Below are 15,168 nucleotides of genomic sequence, written 5' to 3'. Positions count from 1 at the left end.
CAGAATAATTTTTCTGCCATTGCCTTTTAAGAAGGGAGTTAATTGATATGGATTTAATCATGCAATATATTGTAACCGGGTTAACGGTTGGTAGTATCTACGCCCTTATTGCGATCGGATTTGTAACGATTTATAACATCACCGGTGTTTTAAATTTTGCCCAAGGTGAATTCGCAATGATCGGCGCTTTAACATGTATTACTTTTGTTAATGCCGGATTACCGATGTTTATTTCTATTGTTTTGGCCATTGTCGCAACCGCTATCATTGGATTCGCCATCGAAAGAACAGCTATTTCCCAGGCTCGTAACAGCTCAGTCATGAACCTCATCGTAATCACTGTAGGATTGTCTATCTTTTTAAAAGGGCTAGGGCTAATCATTTGGGGTACTTATCCAAAACAATTGGCTCCCATTATTAGGATGGACCCTATTAATTTTATGGGGGCGGTTATCAATCCACAAAGTATCGTCATTTTTATTGTTTTAGCTATTCTTCTATTTGTATTATATGTCTTTTTTGATAAAACCTATATTGGTTCTGCCTTAAAGGCGAGTGAAAAAAATCCTCGTGCAGCAAGACTAATGGGGATTAATACGAAAACAATGTCGGCTTTAGCCTTTACTTTAGCCGCTGCATTAGGTGCGATTGCCGGTATCATGATTTCTCCATTAACAGATGCAACTTATGAAATGGGATTTTTAATTGGTATTAAAGGATTTGTTGGCATGGTGATTGGCGGGATGAATAATATTTCTGGTGCTGTCATGGGTGCATTATTAGTAGGGTTATTAGAAGCATTTTCCGGTGGGTTTGTTTCAACCTTTTATAGTGATGCGATCACATTCTTAGTTTTAATCGTCGTTCTTTTCCTTAAGCCAAATGGCCTATTTGCAAGAGCAACCGGAGAAAGAGTATAGGAGGGAGCCAGATGACAAAGCTTGAAAATATATTATACGGGAATCGTCTAAAGCCTCTTCTTGTACTAGCAGCGATTATATTACTATTACCGACCTTTGTTAAGTCACAATATATTTTTACAATCCTTATTTTAATTGGGATTTATGCGATCGTTACGGTTGGTTTAAGCTTATTGATTGGGTATGCCGGACAGATATCCCTCGGTCATGCTGCTTTCTTTGGCATTGGCGCGTATGCTTCAGCGATTTTAAGTGGTACCCACCAAATGTCTCCTTGGCTTGCAATGCTAATTGGAATGGTGGCGACGTTTATTCTTGCCTATATCATTGGTATTCCAATCCTAAAGCTTAAAGGTCATTTTCTTGCACTTGCTACAATCGGGATCAATATTATCGTCTATATCTTATTGTTAGGGCTTAATAATATTACCGGGGGAGCAGCCGGGTTTGTTGGTATTCCAATCTTAACCTTATTTGGTTTCTCGTTAAACGATAAATTATTTTTCTATTTTTTCGTTTGGATTGTCGCTTTCCTTATTATCATTTTATCCACGAACATCGTTCGTTCCCATGTTGGGAGATTGTTAAGAAGTATCCATGATAGTGAAATTGCAACGGAAACATTAGGTGTGCAAGTTTCAAAATATAAAGTAGCGATTTTTGCATTGAGTGCGGCATTTGCTTCGATTGCAGGAAGTATTTACGCCCATTATATTACCTTCATTTCGCCACCGACCTTTTATATTACAAAATCCATTTTGTTCTTGATTATGGTCATGGTTGGAGGAGCAAGTTCTGTATGGGGTGCTGTTTTAGGTACAGCCATCATCATGTTTTTAAATGAGTTGATTCGTTTTGTTGGTCATACGTATTTTGGCATTAGCGGTGAAGTTGAAATCGTTGTATATGGGTTAATCATTATTTTAATCATGATGTATTTGCCCAAGGGACTACTGCCATTATTTTCGCAAATATTTCAGAAAAAACGAAAAAATGAGCCAATCCCAGCAATCGATGAAAACCATGTGACTAGCTCTACATCAAAAGTATCGTCACAGGAAGGAGTCTAATTATGTCAAATTTACTAACTGTAAACGGTTTAACGAAGCAATTTGGTGGTGTTCTGGCAGTATCAGACGTCAGCTTTGAGGTTAATAAAGGGGAAATTGTCGCTGTTATTGGGCCAAATGGTGCCGGCAAAACAACATTATTTAATATGATCTCCTGCTTCATGCCACCTACAAAAGGTGAAGTACATTATAAAGGTACAAGATTAACGGGACAAAAAATACCTAATTTAGCACCTCTCGGGATATCGAGGACATTTCAAAATCTACAAATCTTTGAGAATATGACTGTCCTTGAAAATGTGATGATGGGTACGCATGTAAAATTGAAAACGAATGTTTTAAGTGCAGCTTTTAAGCTTCCAAGGGTAAAAAAAGATGAAAAAATGGCCTTTGAAATGGCGATGGAAGTATTGAAGTTCGTTGAACTGGAAGACTTGATGTTTGAAAAGGCAGGACAGCTTTCCTACGGTATGCAGAAGCAATTGGAATTTGCTAGAGCGATTGTTTATAACCCAGAGTTTATCATGCTCGACGAACCGATGGCAGGATTAAACGATACCGAGACAAATAGAATGGCAGGATACATTCAAAGATTGAAAAATAAAGGTACATCCTTCTTATTCGTTGAGCACAAAATGGCAACCGTCATGGAACTGGCAGATCGCATCGTTGTGATTGATTTTGGAAAGAAAATTGCCGAAGGAACACCAGATGAAATACAAAGAAATGAAAAGGTAATTGCAGCATACTTGGGAGAGGAGGCGGTCTAAATGCTCAATGTTCAAGGACTAAGCACTCACATTGGTAAAATACAAATCCTCCACGATATTGATTTTCATGTCAATAAAGGGGAAATAGTTGCGATTATTGGTGCCAATGGGGCAGGGAAAAGCACGCTGTTAAATACATTGGCGGGTTTAATTCAACCATCGGCAGGTACTGTCACACTGGAGGATGAAGTTATTAGCGGCTTCCCTGCTAATAAGGTTGTTGGTAAAGGTTTAAGCCTTGTACCTGAGGGACGCCAAGTCTTTTCGAATTTAACTGTAAAAGAAAATCTATTATTAGGGATGTTTTCTAAATACTATAAGAATAAAAATCTAGCTTATGAAAACTTAAATAAAATGATTGAAATGTTTCCTAACTTGAATAAGCATCTTCACAACTTAGGCGGTAATCTTAGTGGAGGAGAACAGCAAATGCTAGCAGTTGCCAGAGGGTTAATGTCAAACCCAAAAATTATTTTGCTTGATGAACCTTCCATGGGACTTGCACCTTTAGTTGTTAAAGAAATATTAGATGCCTTGGTAGTTATTAAAGAGCAGCTTGGAACGATGGTGATTTTAGTCGAACAAAATGTTAAAGCTGCACTTAAAGTTGCCGACCGTGCCTATGTCATTGACCAAGGCAGGATTCTTTTAAATGGAACTAGAGAAGAAATTAGTTCAAATCCACAAGTGATGTCAGCCTACTTGGGAGTGAAAATGGCTTAAACATAATCATGTAGAAGCCAAAGGCAAAATTACTGAAATTTTCTGTGAAAAGGAATATAATCATTTTTAGGAACTGTCCTTCTGGGGCAGTTTCTTTTAAATTTGTTATATGAATTGATGGTAAAAGGAAGGAAAAAGTATGAAAGCAACGACATCTGATTTATTATATCAAATCTGGTTTATCATATTATGTGGATTGGGAGGACTATTGCTTTCGTTAATGGGTCTGCCAATTGGGTGGATGATTGGTTCATTAATATTTGCCTGCTTACTATCTTTATGGCCACCAAAAAAGTCGGGGGTAAATGTAAAAAAAGGACTTAACCGATTTTGGTTTCTAATCGGACAATATTTGCTTGGAATTGAATTGGGGAGAAATGTCAACACGTCTGTTATGACGATCTTCCAAGAAAATTGGATTACGGTTATTCTTGTCATTTCAACTTCGATCCTTTTTTCATTCGGTACGGGTCTTTTCTTATACCGCTTTAGCAGGGCCGATAAGCTAACGGGCTTATTAGCGACATCTCCAGGTGGAATTGCAACAATGCCTACGATCGCTGAAGAAGTAGGGGCCAATATCGGAGTTGTTACCGCTGTTCAGGCTATGCGAGTATTCTTGGTTGTTACGATAATCCCAGTCGTTTTGTTTTGCATTGTTAATGGCAGTGGGACAGAAGGTCTTACAAGCAATCCTGTTGTTGAAAGCCCGATTCAAGCTGCCGGATATCCGCTGTTCGTTTGGACAATTCCAATCATGCTTGCGGCGTTTGCTGGTGCCTTTATTGGGAAACGCATTAAATTACCGGCACCATGGTTAATCGGAAGCTTGCTTGGCGTGATTATTTTTGAATCAGCTTCTACTACTTTTGTTGACAGCACTCTAACATTCTTTTGGCCACACTCAATCGTTGTGATTGGCCAAATTTTAATAGGAACAAGCATTGGTTCACGGTTCCGGAAAAGTATGTTTATTGGTTTGAAACGTATCATGATCGTGAGTACGTTAGGGACCTTATTATTAATTGGCGCCATGTATTTCTGTGCTTATATTGTCTCAAGCTTCACTGGAATTTCACTAATTACTTCTGTTCTGGCATTTGCACCAGGTGGTGTAGTTGAAATGTCAACAGCGGCGGTATCTTTACATGCTGATTCGACCTTTGTTGTTGCTGTCCAAACATTGAGAATTATTATGGTTATTTTACTGCTGCCATCCTTTATTAAGTTCATTCACAAAAGAGAAGTAGCGAAAAAAGAAAATGCCGGCACAAGTATTGTTGGCTAAGGGAATTATCTTTTGGAGAAAATGAGTTGTTCCGAAACCTTGTCAGCGGCCTGTTTTACAATTTTCACCAATCTAGGTAAAGTATCTTGATTAATGCGTGAAATGGGTCCCGCAATGCTGATCGAGGCAATGACATGACCGCTGATATCTTTCACTGGAACTGCAATCGAAGAGACGCCTTCATGGAGTTCCTCTTCACTGATTGAATAGCCTTGACTCTGAATTTTGAGTAACAGCTGTTTGAATTTATCTGCGGTTGTTATTGTATTGGCTGTATATTGCTGCAATCCACAAGCAATCACCTGCTCAATCATGGTTTCAGATTGAAAAGCAAGAATGACCTGCCCTGAACTTGTACAGTGGATTGGATTTTGTTTACCGGCATGTGAAAGCAGGTGGACAGGGTGTTTGCTGTCCATTCTGATAAGATAGATAGCTTGATAATCTTTTAGAATCGCAATATGGGCAGATTCCCCTGTGTTTATGGCGAGGTTTTCCAATACAGGAATGGAAATACGACAAAGCTGATTTTGCGTAATGATCGTATTTCCCATTCCTAATATGGAAGCACCAAGTCGAAATTTCTTTGATTGCGAATCTTTAGTAAGGAAACCTTCAACTATTAAAGTATAGGTTAAGCGGTGGGCTGTGCTTATGCCAACTTGTAATTTATCAGCTATTTGACTTAATGAGAGCTCAGGCTCATCCATCGTGAATAAATTTAAAAGTTGTAGTGCGTTTCTCAGTGATGAAATGGATTCTTTATTTATAGAAGGATATCTCATCTTCAAATCCCCACTCTTTTATCGTGTCTAGCTTCAGCGCCCAGCGACTCGTAAACTTCACACGACTCCCTACGATAAGTCAACATCGTCTCGCTTCACTCGTCGCCGGATATCCTTTATCTCAGTCACCGTGCTCCAGTTTATACGTCGCTTAACGGGCGCTTCCGCTTTTCTCGTCTAATGCTTTTATATATCCTAGTTTTTCGGATATTTCCTCAGCAGCTTTGATGACCTCGGCAATGTAGTGTAATCTGTCCCTGCCTATTCCACGTTCCTTGGGCCCGACAATACTTACTGCCGCCACTACTTCATTTGTGTAATCACGAATTGCTGCTCCGATGCTGATAATCCCCTCCTGCATTTCATCAATACATAAGGAATATCCATTTTTCCGAACGTTTTGTAATTCCGTCATTAATTTTTGAGGGTCTGTTATGCTTTTTGGTCCCATCATCGGTAAACCTCTGTCAATCAGTTCTCGTAAGGCAGCTTCGGGCTGGTAGGCTAATAATATTTTTCCGGAACCCGTGCATGTTGGTGGATTTTTTTTACCGATATTCGTGAAAAGCCGAACTGGATTTTGGCATTCAATTTTATGTAAATAGGTGATCTCTAAATCTTCAAGAATAGCTATGTGAGCAGTTTCTTCTAATTTATGGACAAGTGACTTCAATGTTTCTTTTGATTCTCTATGAATTTCTAAATGGGATGTGATGACACCACTTAAACATAGCAGCGAGAAGCCTAATCGATATTTGTTGCGAGTTTTTTCCAAATAGCCTTCCTCCACTAAATCGCTGGTGATGCGGCTAACTGTACTTTTACTTAATTTTAGAGTAGTTGCAATATCCGTAATGCCCCAAACTGGCCTGGCTGGGGAGAATAATTTAAGAATTTGCAAACCTCTTTGGACGGACTGAAGAATCGAATTATTTGGTTCCGACAAATTCAAAAAAATCACCTCGAAAATTTCAATTTGTTCCGTATATAAGAAAGATAGCATAATATTCTAAATATTTCTATTATATTATTCTAATTAAGAGAAGTAAACGTTTACAGATAGGTTTATCAAATAATGAGAAAAGGAATGATTGAATATGCGTACACAAGTAGGAATTATTGGAGCAGGACCAGCTGGATTAATGCTAGCTCAACTTTTACATTTACAAGGAATTGATTCTATTATCATAGAACGTAAACCAAGAGAAGATATTGAGGGAACTGTTAAGGCTGGAGTACTAGAGCAATTCACAGTTGATTTATTAAATGAAATCGGTGTTGGCGACCGAATGATGCGGGAAGGCCACTTCCATGATGGCATTGAGCTGCAATTTAGCGGCAAAAGACACCGCATCGATTTAAGAGGATTAACGGGGGGGCAAAGAATTACAGTCTACCCGCAGCATGAAGTAATCATCGATTTAGTAAATGCTCGCTTTAATACAGGTCGCGACATCATTTTCAATGTATCGGAAGTTAGTCTACATGATGTTGATACAAAAGAGCCAAAAATTCGTTTTAAACAAAATGGAGAAACACATGAAATTCAATGTGATTTCATTGCAGGTTGTGACGGCTTCCATGGACCTAGTAGACTGGCTATCCCTGACAGCATCAGAAAGGAACATTTACATTTATATGCTCATGGCTGGCTTGGCATTTTAACAGATGCCAAACAAGCAAACCCGGAGTTAATTTACTCAAACCATGACCGCGGTTTCGCATTGTTAAGTACGCGAACATCAACATTACAACGTCATTATATTTCAGTAGACTATCATGATGATATTGCCAATTGGTCAGATGATCGAATCTGGAGCGAGCTGCATGCTAGAACGGCAATGGACGGCTGGACATTACCGGACGGCCCTATTAATTCAAAAAATATTGTACAAATGCGGAGCTATGTTCTAGAAACAATGAATTATGGTAGACTATTTATCGCTGGAGATGCGGCCCATACAGTACCGCCAACGGGTGCTAAAGGCTTGAATCTAGCAGCCTCTGACGTCAAGATTCTAGCGACAGGGCTTGCTGAATTCTATAAATCTGGTTCAGAGGATATCTTGGACCGCTATGCTGAGATAGCACTTCGTCGCATTTGGAAGGCAGAGCGCTTCTCTTATTGGATGACAAGCATGCTTCATCGTAACCCGAACCATGATTCATTTGAACGCAACATCCAATTAACAGAATTGGATTATGTATGTACTTCCGTTGCTGGATCAAAAACATTGGCAGAAAACTATGTAGGTTTGCCAATTCAGTGGGAAAACAAATCGTTGATTGAGACGAAATAATTGACTATCAATACCGGACGTGCTTTTAGAGGTAAATCTAAAAGTACGTTCTTTTTTTGTTAGTTGACAGTATTTGGGTATTAGTGTACTATATAACTAGTACACCGATACATATTGCTGCTGGAGGTGAGAAGATGAATTTCGAAAGCAATCTTCCAATCTATATACAAATCATGAATTTAATTAAAACGAAAATTGTTTCAGGAGAACTTAAAAGAGGTGATAAATTGCCATCGGTAAGAGAACTTTCTAAAGAATTAAAAGTAAATCCCAACACAATTCAGAGAGCATATCAAGAATTAGAACGTGAAGAATTTGTGTACACACAAAGAGGAATGGGTACATTCGTAACAGAAAATACTGATACGATACAAAATGTGAAAAAAAGTATGGCAACTGGTTTAATTGATCAGTTTTTCAGCGAGATGAAAAATCTCGGGTTCAAGAATGATGAAATTAAAGAAATGGTATCACACTGGTTGGCGAAGGAGGAATGAAAATGAACCACATTTTGGAAGTGAAAAATCTCACGAAGAAGTATTTAAATAAAACCGTTTTAGATCAATTAAGTTTGAACATAGAAGAGGGGAAAATAGTTGGAATACTTGGCCCTAACGGTAGTGGAAAAACTACGCTAATCAAGATATTAACAGGACTATTAAGACAAACAAGCGGTGAAGTTCTTATTGACGGTCGTAGTGTTGGAGTAGGTACAAAAGCTGTTGTTTCCTATTTGCCTGATCGTAATTTTTTATACAAATGGATGAAGATCGATGATGCTTGTAATTTGTATAAAGATTTCTATGCTGACTTTGATGAAAATAAGTTCGGAGAATTACTTGATTTCATGAAATTGGAAAAAATCATGAAAATAGACACTCTTTCAAAAGGTATGCACGAAAAGCTGAACCTATCTCTTGTCCTATCTAGAAATGCCAAGCTATATATTTTAGATGAACCGATAGCAGGTGTAGATCCAGTTGCTAGAGATCAAATCTTAAATGCGATTATAAACAATTTTAATGAAAAAAGTTCGATGATAATCACAACCCATTTAGTGAGGGACATGGAAAATATGCTTGATGATGTTGTCTTTTTAAAGGATGGCAATATTGTTTTAACTGGAAACGCAGAGGCCTTAAGGGAAGAAAAAGGAATGCAAATAGATGATATTTACAAAGTAGTTTTTGGTGAATAGGAGGGATTTTCGGATATGCTGAAATATATGAAATATGAGGTTAAAGGCACCTATAAATATATATTGAGCGTTTTAACGCTGGTGCTAATACTGATTACAGGTTTATATGCCTCGCAGGAGCAAATAGCAAGAGGTTCTTTTGGTGGCGGCCTTTTTATGGGGCTATCGATAATGATTCTTTTTGGAACAGCTTTGGTAACATTCTTATATATAGTAGGCTCTTTTAGAAAAGAACTATATGAAGATAGAGGCTTTTTAACTTTTACATTGCCTTTAAAAGGAATTGAAATTGTCGGTGCGAAATTAATAGTAGCTTTAATGTGGTTTTTCATTTTAGGTATTGCTATTGCCTTCTACAATTTAGTAATGGCGTTAAGTTTTACTCCATTTGAATTGAATATTTCTGAACTTTTCGCTGAGATCATAAATTTGGTGTCGATAAAAATTGCGCTTTTTAGCATAATCGCTACCGTTTATAGTGGAGTATATATGTTGATTCTTATTTACTTCTCAATGGCACTTGGAAAGGTTACGTTTCGGAATAAACGGATCGGTGGTTTGTGGTTTATCATTTTCTTAATCCTGAACGGAGTACTCTCTTTTGGTCAGTTCGGATTAGAGGTATTTTTCCCATATTATTTAGATATTGAATCATTTACAGTGGGAACGAAAGAGATCTTGAATTCGGGATATAATTTTGTATTGGGAAGTGGCGGCTTTCATGGCCAAGGTACAGGAATGTTTAATATAAATATAATTTCTAGCGTCTATAGCATCATAACAGTGGTAGCTCTTTTCTTAGGAACAGGCTATTTAATCGAAAAGAAAATTGATTTATAAATATAACAAATGTATTTAATGAAACCCATGTGTGGCCACACACTCAATACATTATGTTCCCTCGGACTAACGGTTCGGGGGATTTTTTGGAACACTTATCATTTACGTTAATATCCTAATATGGGAGGTGTTCCATATGAGAGACTCGATCAAGCGAATAGCTCAACAGTTTATCGTTTCCCACTATCCTGAATCAGATATAGTCTGGATAGGTGGAAGTGCTGTTTATGGAAATTTAACAACAGAATCTGATATTGACTTAATTATTATTGATGAAACAGAAACACCAAGACTGGAGTGTTATCACTTTCTTGGATGGAAAATTGAAGCATTTATTTATACGGCTTTGTCTCTAGAGTTTGAATTTCAAACAGCTAGATATAGAGGGATGCCCACCATCATTAAAATGTGTGCCGAAGGTCTACTTATAGAAGATAAACAAGGGAATGGAGAGGAATTCCAAAGGGAGGCAAAAATACTTTATGAGCAGGGTCCACAACTTTGGAATGAGGACAAAATAAATGAAGCAAGGTATCAAATTACAGATCTTTTGTCAGACTTTAGGAGTTCAGAAGACTTTGAAGAAAGTTTATTTATTTTAAATAAGTTAATAGATACGTTAACTGAACTGATTTTAAGGGCAGATGGAAAGTGGGTTGGTGTAGGAAAGTGGGTTGCTAGAAACCTTAAATCATATGATATAGATATGTGTGATAAACTAGTTAAATATACAAAAAAATACATGATTACAAAAGATAAAACTGAACTAATTTCATTCATTCAATCTACTCTAGATAATTATGGTGGAGAATTGTTTGTTGGTTATAAAGAATTCTTTCTGTAGATAAAAAATTACTTATGTACGAAGCTATCAAGAAAGAGATTATTAATACCCAAAAATGCATCAGCAGAGTACTAAACTCTAATCTGATGCATTTTTCAATGTTTAATCTTTTATAGATGACTCGAACAATGTAAAATTAATGTGAAGGCAGGTCACTAAAATTGAGGGACATATATTAGAGGATGTGTACTATGACTGGAACAAAAGAAAAAGTAGAGGAAAAGAAAGCGGAATTACTAAAGTTAACAATTGAGTTTAGTAAGAAATTTTTGAATGAAGAATATGAGTTTGTCATTGAAAAATTAACTCGGAGTAATGGGGTTAGAGAGAGGTAAAAAATATACAGAAGGTTATCTGTACGAATTACTCAAAGTAAAAGAGGAAAGTTTAATGAGTTTTTATGAATATCTATTACAACATATAACATTTCCTTTTTCTGCGTTATATACAGAGGAAATTGGTCCTTTAGAAATCGCAGAATTTGAAGTATACTGTATTCGATTAGATCAAGAGATGAAAGTAGACGAATATTATGGAATTCTTGTCGAGTGTAAGGTAGGGAGAAAAAAAGTAATACTGCCATTAGCTGGCATCAATTTGGATGAAGGACACAAAAATTTTAAATGGATAGATTTATATCAAGGTTGGTTTTGGTCATACCATTAATGTTAAAGCAAAAATATTACAAAAAATGCATCAGTTGAGTTAAAATCACTCATCTGATGCATTTTTGATTTTATAAATTCAAATAAAGTTATATCAAAAACATCGCTACAATAGTAGTAACAACCAAGCCAATCACTACCGGTACCAAATTCCGCCTCGCCAGCTCAAACGGATCGACACCACAAATCGCGGCGGCTGGAATTAATGCCCAGGGGACTAAAGTTCCCCCTCCAACCCAAATTGCTGCAATTTGCCCAAGAGCTGTTAAGGTTGCCGCACCTGCACCAATCGCTGTAGCAAACAAATTAGCAAGCGATCCCGCCAATGATATCCCCGAGAAACCGGAACCGTCCAAGCCAGTGATGGTACCAACTGTAGTTAATGTGATTGCGGCAATTTGTCCATTTAACGGTACGGTATGGGCAAGTGCTACCCCTAAGTCATTGACTATTCCTGAAGAATGAGCAGGGAGAAATTCTCCAATAATCTTTATAAAACCTGAATCACCAAGGTAGAAAAAGGCGGCAATAGGAATAACAGGCCCAAATACTCTAAAACCAAATTGGAATCCTTCGATTAAATATGAAGTTGTTTCTTCTAATCCGTTGTTTTTGTGCGCGAGTAGACTGATAAGAAGCAGAATGAAAATGGCTGTACCTCCAATTAATGCGGTTGCGTCCCCACCAGAAAGATTTAATACTGACATAGCAACTACGTCTAAAATAAATAGAATTGGAATAAGGAAGGCTATTAATTTTTTTGCTCCGGGAGTAAGAAGATTTTTTAATTGATCCATTTCTTTTTTAGAGAAATGCTTTTCAGAATGATCACCTACCACTGTTGTTTCAACTTTAAGCGTGCCATTTTTCATATCACGTTTTAAAAAGATAAAGGCCACAATCGTTGTCACAATACCCATTACGAAAACTAGAGGTATACTCGCTTGGACAACATCCAGCACGGGAATTCCGGCTGCATCCGCGGTTAGTTTCGGTGCACCTTGAATGATGAAATCCCCAGAAAGGGCAATCCCATGCCCAAATAAGTTCATGGCCATGGCAGCTCCCAAAGCTGGCAAACCGACACGAAGTGCAACCGGCAAAAGTACAGCCCCTAATAATGCCACTGCTGGTGAAGGCCAGAAGAACCACGAAATAACCATCATGAGAATACCAATGGTCCAATAGGCTAAAGCCGGAGTTCTTATTAATTTGGTAAAAGGTGAGATCATGACATCATTGACACCCGTTCTTGTTAGCGCTTTAGACATTGAAACAATAATGGAGATGATTAGGATAGTACCAAGGAGTTCCGTAATCGCAAAAATAAAGCTATTAAAAATGCTGCTAATGGAGGCACTTAAAGATTGTGTTGCCGTAAAAGCCAGTAAGAATATCCCGATGATACAAACTAACGATGTATCCCTTCGCATGACCATGAAGCCAATTATTATCAAAATAAAAGCGACATATATCCAATGAAGGGCAGTTAATTCAACTACCATTGTCTTTCCCCCTAAATTAAGCTAATACCTAAAACCGTAATATAGGATATGGCGAAGCCGTTAAGGTGTGATTTGAAAATTTTGTAAAAGTATTTCCAATTTCATATACACTAGTGATAATATTTAAATCGTCAACTAAATCAAAAGGGGGATTTTATGGAGACTTCTGAAAAAGATATTTTTTTAGAAAAAAATGCCTTGCTAAAAAATATATATAAAATTAAATCTGTTATTTCTTATAGTGATTTATCTATCGTATATTTAGTAGATAATCAAAAAAATAATAAAGTTCAAGTAATGAAAGAATATTACCCAAAATTGTTGGCTATACGTGATTTAGATCAATAGATGGGAATACGATGAAATCACTTTTGATGCTCCTCGATGTTATGAAGGATGGCAAGTTCCAAATATTCTTCAGTTTCATGGCTATCGAAGAGACAACCTTTAATAGTTGCTACATCAGGAACCGATAAGTTTATTGATAAATGTACAATACTAAAAAGAAAAGATTATAGTGAGTTCGCAATACCATATGTACCGAATTTTACAATTATTCAAAAAGATAAATCTGGTGTTGTTATTGATATGAACATATATCTTGAAATAATCGAAGATGCCATACTTAATTTAGTATGGCATTCAGGAAATTCAGCAATAAAAAGGACGTCTATGCTCAACAATAACATTTTTTCTAATAGGTTTAAAAATGTGTCGAGGCACATTTACTACATTTAAACGATTTACATGAACTACTGGATGGACAATAGGATGAACACACGGAACAAAACGATCTCGAACTACGTATTTTGGTGGACAAAAAATGGGTCGTGTATACATGACTTTACACCTCCGGTAATGAGCTTTAATAATAGGAAGCACGTTTAGAAAAGTACTTCCTATTATGGGAATAGAGGTTGGATTAGCCTTTAAATAGTACTAATAACCTCCGCCAACAAAAGCTGTTCCAACAATAATCAATAAAATGAAAAGAACAACAATTAAAACAAAGCTGTTACCCATTCCACCACCGCAATAAGCTTCCATCAGTATCACCACCTTTTTATAAGATAGTACATGTTATGAAATTCTCGTCTTACCAGATTCGGACAAATACGGAAAATATTTTAGACTAAAAATTCATTTTTGCTGTTCCGCATTTCGAAAATTAAGCGCAAGAGACTTATTGTGCACCAAGTGAGGTGAAAAACTATTTGTTGCATATAAAATGGATTTATCACTCCTGTTGTAGTGTATACCTCCTATAAATATACAAAAAGTGAAATATTTCCACCTTATTTAATAAATTATTCATTTTTCGACAGTATTTTTGGGAAAATTCTGTTAATCTTGGTTTTGCATGGCAATATTTAGTGAAAAAGGAGGCTGTGGGAAGTTATGATTACGGAATCTTGGTATACTCTGCATTCAAAATACAATTGTGAACATCATTATGGTTTTGACCCCAAAACTTTACCTAAGTTAATACAAACGATTACTCCAGATGAACTTGAAAAGAAGAACGACAAATACAGTGAGTTCATCTATCTAACTAAATACTTTGTAAAAAAATTATTTTACTTTTTAAATGATATTCCAGCAATGATTATTATTACTGATGATAGCTGCAATGTTTTAAAAGTTATGGGGAATGAGGATCTACAATACAAAATGGGAATTAAGGAAGGAGATTCTTTTGATGAGAAATACGCCGGTACAAATTCAATTTATCTTTGTCTAAATCACAATCTACCTATTCAGGTAAAAGGAAATGAGCATTTCCATAAGGTATTTTATGATATGTCCTGTTCAAGCTGTAAGTTTACATTGAATAATGGGTTGAAAGGCACGATAACACTTGCAACTACACTAGACAAATCCTCTTCCTTTCATTTAGGACTCGTTTCGTCAGCGGTTGATTCAATTGAACGAGAGATTGAATTGAATAAAATGAATAAGCAATTAAATCTTTTTAATCAAATCATTATAAAGTCAACAAAAAATGGAATTATTATTACGGATCAAAATGGTATGATAACCGATTATAATGTAGCAGCCGAAAAATACACAGGAATTAAAAAGACTGACATTATTGGGCGAAACATTAATACCTTTAATGATGAGTTAAAAGTTTTTTCGAGATACATTGAAAGGACTTTGAGTTTGAACGAGAAGTTTGAAAATATTGAGATTCATTTTTCAAATAATAAATTAGAGAAAATATTCTTATTTGACACTATATAATGGACCCAAGAAACTA

At 36.6% G+C, this 15,168-nt stretch carries 18 protein-coding genes and 1 pseudogene; 15 read left to right on the top strand and 4 right to left on the bottom strand.

The window, feature by feature from the left end; all coding sequences use genetic code 11:
- The first annotated feature begins 47 nt into the window (after positions 1-47).
- The 5 genes from P9E47_RS04635 to P9E47_RS04615 all read left to right on the top strand — a co-directional run bounded on the left by P9E47_RS04635 (position 48) and on the right by P9E47_RS04615 (position 4,771).
- The gene (locus tag P9E47_RS04635; protein ID WP_003331096.1) at positions 48-920 is read left to right on the top strand and encodes a branched-chain amino acid ABC transporter permease; all 873 of its coding nucleotides are present in this window, start codon (positions 48-50) and stop codon (positions 918-920) included.
- Between the two features lie 11 nt (positions 921-931).
- Positions 932-1,990 (top strand): branched-chain amino acid ABC transporter permease, encoded by a 1,059-nt coding sequence (locus P9E47_RS04630; RefSeq protein WP_003331095.1) that lies wholly within the window; start codon positions 932-934, stop codon positions 1,988-1,990.
- A 2-nt stretch (positions 1,991-1,992) separates the two neighbouring features.
- The gene (locus P9E47_RS04625) at positions 1,993-2,760 is read left to right on the top strand and encodes an ABC transporter ATP-binding protein (RefSeq protein ID WP_003331094.1); all 768 of its coding nucleotides are present in this window, start codon (positions 1,993-1,995) and stop codon (positions 2,758-2,760) included.
- Complete coding sequence (locus P9E47_RS04620) at positions 2,761-3,483, top strand: ABC transporter ATP-binding protein (protein ID WP_003331093.1); 723 nt, start codon at positions 2,761-2,763, stop codon at positions 3,481-3,483.
- 139 nt (positions 3,484-3,622) lie between these two features.
- Positions 3,623-4,771 (top strand): AbrB family transcriptional regulator, encoded by a 1,149-nt coding sequence (locus P9E47_RS04615; protein WP_003331092.1) that lies wholly within the window; start codon positions 3,623-3,625, stop codon positions 4,769-4,771.
- A 5-nt stretch (positions 4,772-4,776) separates the two neighbouring features.
- Here P9E47_RS04615 and P9E47_RS04610 read toward each other — a convergent pair whose 3' ends face one another.
- Together P9E47_RS04610 and P9E47_RS04605 are read right to left on the bottom strand one after the other, a co-directional pair.
- Positions 4,777-5,556 carry an IclR family transcriptional regulator gene (locus P9E47_RS04610; protein WP_326162690.1) on the bottom strand — a complete coding sequence of 260 codons (780 nt, stop codon included), beginning with the start codon at positions 5,554-5,556 and terminating at the stop codon, positions 4,777-4,779.
- Positions 5,557-5,707: 151 nt separating this feature from the next.
- Entirely contained in the window at positions 5,708-6,502 is a 795-nt protein-coding gene (locus P9E47_RS04605; protein ID WP_326162689.1) for an IclR family transcriptional regulator, read from the bottom strand.
- Between the two features lie 151 nt (positions 6,503-6,653).
- On the opposite strand from P9E47_RS04605, the gene P9E47_RS04600 reads away from it, so the two are divergent.
- The 7 genes from P9E47_RS04600 (at position 6,654) to P9E47_RS04570 (ending at position 11,404) form a co-directional block, all read left to right on the top strand.
- Positions 6,654-7,856 carry a 4-hydroxybenzoate 3-monooxygenase gene (locus tag P9E47_RS04600; RefSeq protein ID WP_326162688.1) on the top strand — a complete coding sequence of 401 codons (1,203 nt, stop codon included), beginning with the start codon at positions 6,654-6,656 and terminating at the stop codon, positions 7,854-7,856.
- 134 nt (positions 7,857-7,990) lie between these two features.
- On the top strand, positions 7,991-8,353 hold the full coding sequence (locus tag P9E47_RS04595) for a GntR family transcriptional regulator (protein ID WP_003331087.1): 363 nt from the start codon (positions 7,991-7,993) through the stop codon (positions 8,351-8,353).
- Positions 8,354-8,355: 2 nt separating this feature from the next.
- Positions 8,356-9,054 (top strand): ABC transporter ATP-binding protein, encoded by a 699-nt coding sequence (locus P9E47_RS04590; RefSeq protein ID WP_326162687.1) that lies wholly within the window; start codon positions 8,356-8,358, stop codon positions 9,052-9,054.
- A gap of 15 nt (positions 9,055-9,069) precedes the next feature.
- Positions 9,070-9,894: a hypothetical protein gene (locus P9E47_RS04585; protein ID WP_003331085.1), complete on the top strand. Its 825-nt coding sequence runs from the start codon at positions 9,070-9,072 to the stop codon at positions 9,892-9,894.
- A gap of 136 nt (positions 9,895-10,030) precedes the next feature.
- Entirely contained in the window at positions 10,031-10,738 is a 708-nt protein-coding gene (locus tag P9E47_RS04580) for a nucleotidyltransferase domain-containing protein (RefSeq protein ID WP_326162686.1), read from the top strand.
- 191 nt (positions 10,739-10,929) lie between these two features.
- Entirely contained in the window at positions 10,930-11,073 is a 144-nt protein-coding gene (locus P9E47_RS04575; RefSeq protein ID WP_157382100.1) for a hypothetical protein, read from the top strand.
- The gene (locus P9E47_RS04570; protein WP_081585672.1) at positions 11,054-11,404 is read left to right on the top strand and encodes a calcium-binding protein; all 351 of its coding nucleotides are present in this window, start codon (positions 11,054-11,056) and stop codon (positions 11,402-11,404) included. The genes P9E47_RS04575 and P9E47_RS04570 overlap by 20 nt, the downstream gene beginning before the upstream one ends.
- Positions 11,405-11,492: 88 nt before the next feature.
- Here P9E47_RS04570 and P9E47_RS04565 read toward each other — a convergent pair whose 3' ends face one another.
- Entirely contained in the window at positions 11,493-12,908 is a 1,416-nt protein-coding gene (locus P9E47_RS04565; protein WP_326162684.1) for a hypothetical protein, read from the bottom strand.
- A 156-nt stretch (positions 12,909-13,064) separates the two neighbouring features.
- On the opposite strand from P9E47_RS04565, the gene P9E47_RS04560 reads away from it, so the two are divergent.
- Complete coding sequence (locus tag P9E47_RS04560; protein ID WP_003331081.1) at positions 13,065-13,256, top strand: hypothetical protein; 192 nt, start codon at positions 13,065-13,067, stop codon at positions 13,254-13,256.
- Positions 13,256-13,496, top strand: a pseudogene (locus P9E47_RS04555) (transcriptional regulator); the annotation flags it as partial. The gene P9E47_RS04560 and the pseudogene P9E47_RS04555, both read left to right, overlap by 1 nt.
- A 351-nt stretch (positions 13,497-13,847) precedes the next feature.
- Here the strand turns inward: P9E47_RS04555 and P9E47_RS04550 are convergent.
- Positions 13,848-13,931, bottom strand: a complete 84-nt coding sequence (locus P9E47_RS04550) for a YjcZ family sporulation protein (RefSeq protein ID WP_233276060.1) — start codon at positions 13,929-13,931, stop codon at positions 13,848-13,850.
- A gap of 375 nt (positions 13,932-14,306) precedes the next feature.
- On the opposite strand from P9E47_RS04550, the gene P9E47_RS04545 reads away from it, so the two are divergent.
- A complete protein-coding gene (locus tag P9E47_RS04545) occupies positions 14,307-15,152 on the top strand; it encodes a PAS domain S-box protein (protein ID WP_326162682.1) in 846 nt (281 codons plus the stop codon).
- Positions 15,153-15,168: the final 16 nt, after the last annotated feature.

It is taken from the genome of Schinkia azotoformans (assembly GCF_035811335.1).
Classification (GTDB): Bacteria; Bacillota; Bacilli; order Bacillales; family Bacillaceae_J; genus Schinkia; species Schinkia azotoformans.
Note: the sequence above shows the minus strand (reverse complement) of the source record. Positions and strands in the feature narration are given on the sequence as shown.

Coding starts and splice junctions, on each gene's coding strand:
- P9E47_RS04635 (WP_003331096.1), top strand. CDS start 48: ATGGATTTAATCATGCAATATATTGTAACCGGGTTAACGGTTGGTAGT.
- P9E47_RS04630 (WP_003331095.1), top strand. CDS start 932: ATGACAAAGCTTGAAAATATATTATACGGGAATCGTCTAAAGCCTCTT.
- P9E47_RS04625 (WP_003331094.1), top strand. CDS start 1,993: ATGTCAAATTTACTAACTGTAAACGGTTTAACGAAGCAATTTGGTGGT.
- P9E47_RS04620 (WP_003331093.1), top strand. CDS start 2,761: ATGCTCAATGTTCAAGGACTAAGCACTCACATTGGTAAAATACAAATC.
- P9E47_RS04615 (WP_003331092.1), top strand. CDS start 3,623: ATGAAAGCAACGACATCTGATTTATTATATCAAATCTGGTTTATCATA.
- P9E47_RS04610 (WP_326162690.1), bottom strand. CDS start 5,556: ATGAGATATCCTTCTATAAATAAAGAATCCATTTCATCACTGAGAAAC.
- P9E47_RS04600 (WP_326162688.1), top strand. CDS start 6,654: ATGCGTACACAAGTAGGAATTATTGGAGCAGGACCAGCTGGATTAATG.
- P9E47_RS04595 (WP_003331087.1), top strand. CDS start 7,991: ATGAATTTCGAAAGCAATCTTCCAATCTATATACAAATCATGAATTTA.
- P9E47_RS04590 (WP_326162687.1), top strand. CDS start 8,356: ATGAACCACATTTTGGAAGTGAAAAATCTCACGAAGAAGTATTTAAAT.
- P9E47_RS04585 (WP_003331085.1), top strand. CDS start 9,070: ATGCTGAAATATATGAAATATGAGGTTAAAGGCACCTATAAATATATA.
- P9E47_RS04580 (WP_326162686.1), top strand. CDS start 10,031: ATGAGAGACTCGATCAAGCGAATAGCTCAACAGTTTATCGTTTCCCAC.
- P9E47_RS04575 (WP_157382100.1), top strand. CDS start 10,930: ATGACTGGAACAAAAGAAAAAGTAGAGGAAAAGAAAGCGGAATTACTA.
- P9E47_RS04570 (WP_081585672.1), top strand. CDS start 11,054: ATGGGGTTAGAGAGAGGTAAAAAATATACAGAAGGTTATCTGTACGAA.
- P9E47_RS04565 (WP_326162684.1), bottom strand. CDS start 12,908: ATGGTAGTTGAATTAACTGCCCTTCATTGGATATATGTCGCTTTTATT.
- P9E47_RS04560 (WP_003331081.1), top strand. CDS start 13,065: ATGGAGACTTCTGAAAAAGATATTTTTTTAGAAAAAAATGCCTTGCTA.
- P9E47_RS04550 (WP_233276060.1), bottom strand. CDS start 13,931: ATGGGTAACAGCTTTGTTTTAATTGTTGTTCTTTTCATTTTATTGATT.
- P9E47_RS04545 (WP_326162682.1), top strand. CDS start 14,307: ATGATTACGGAATCTTGGTATACTCTGCATTCAAAATACAATTGTGAA.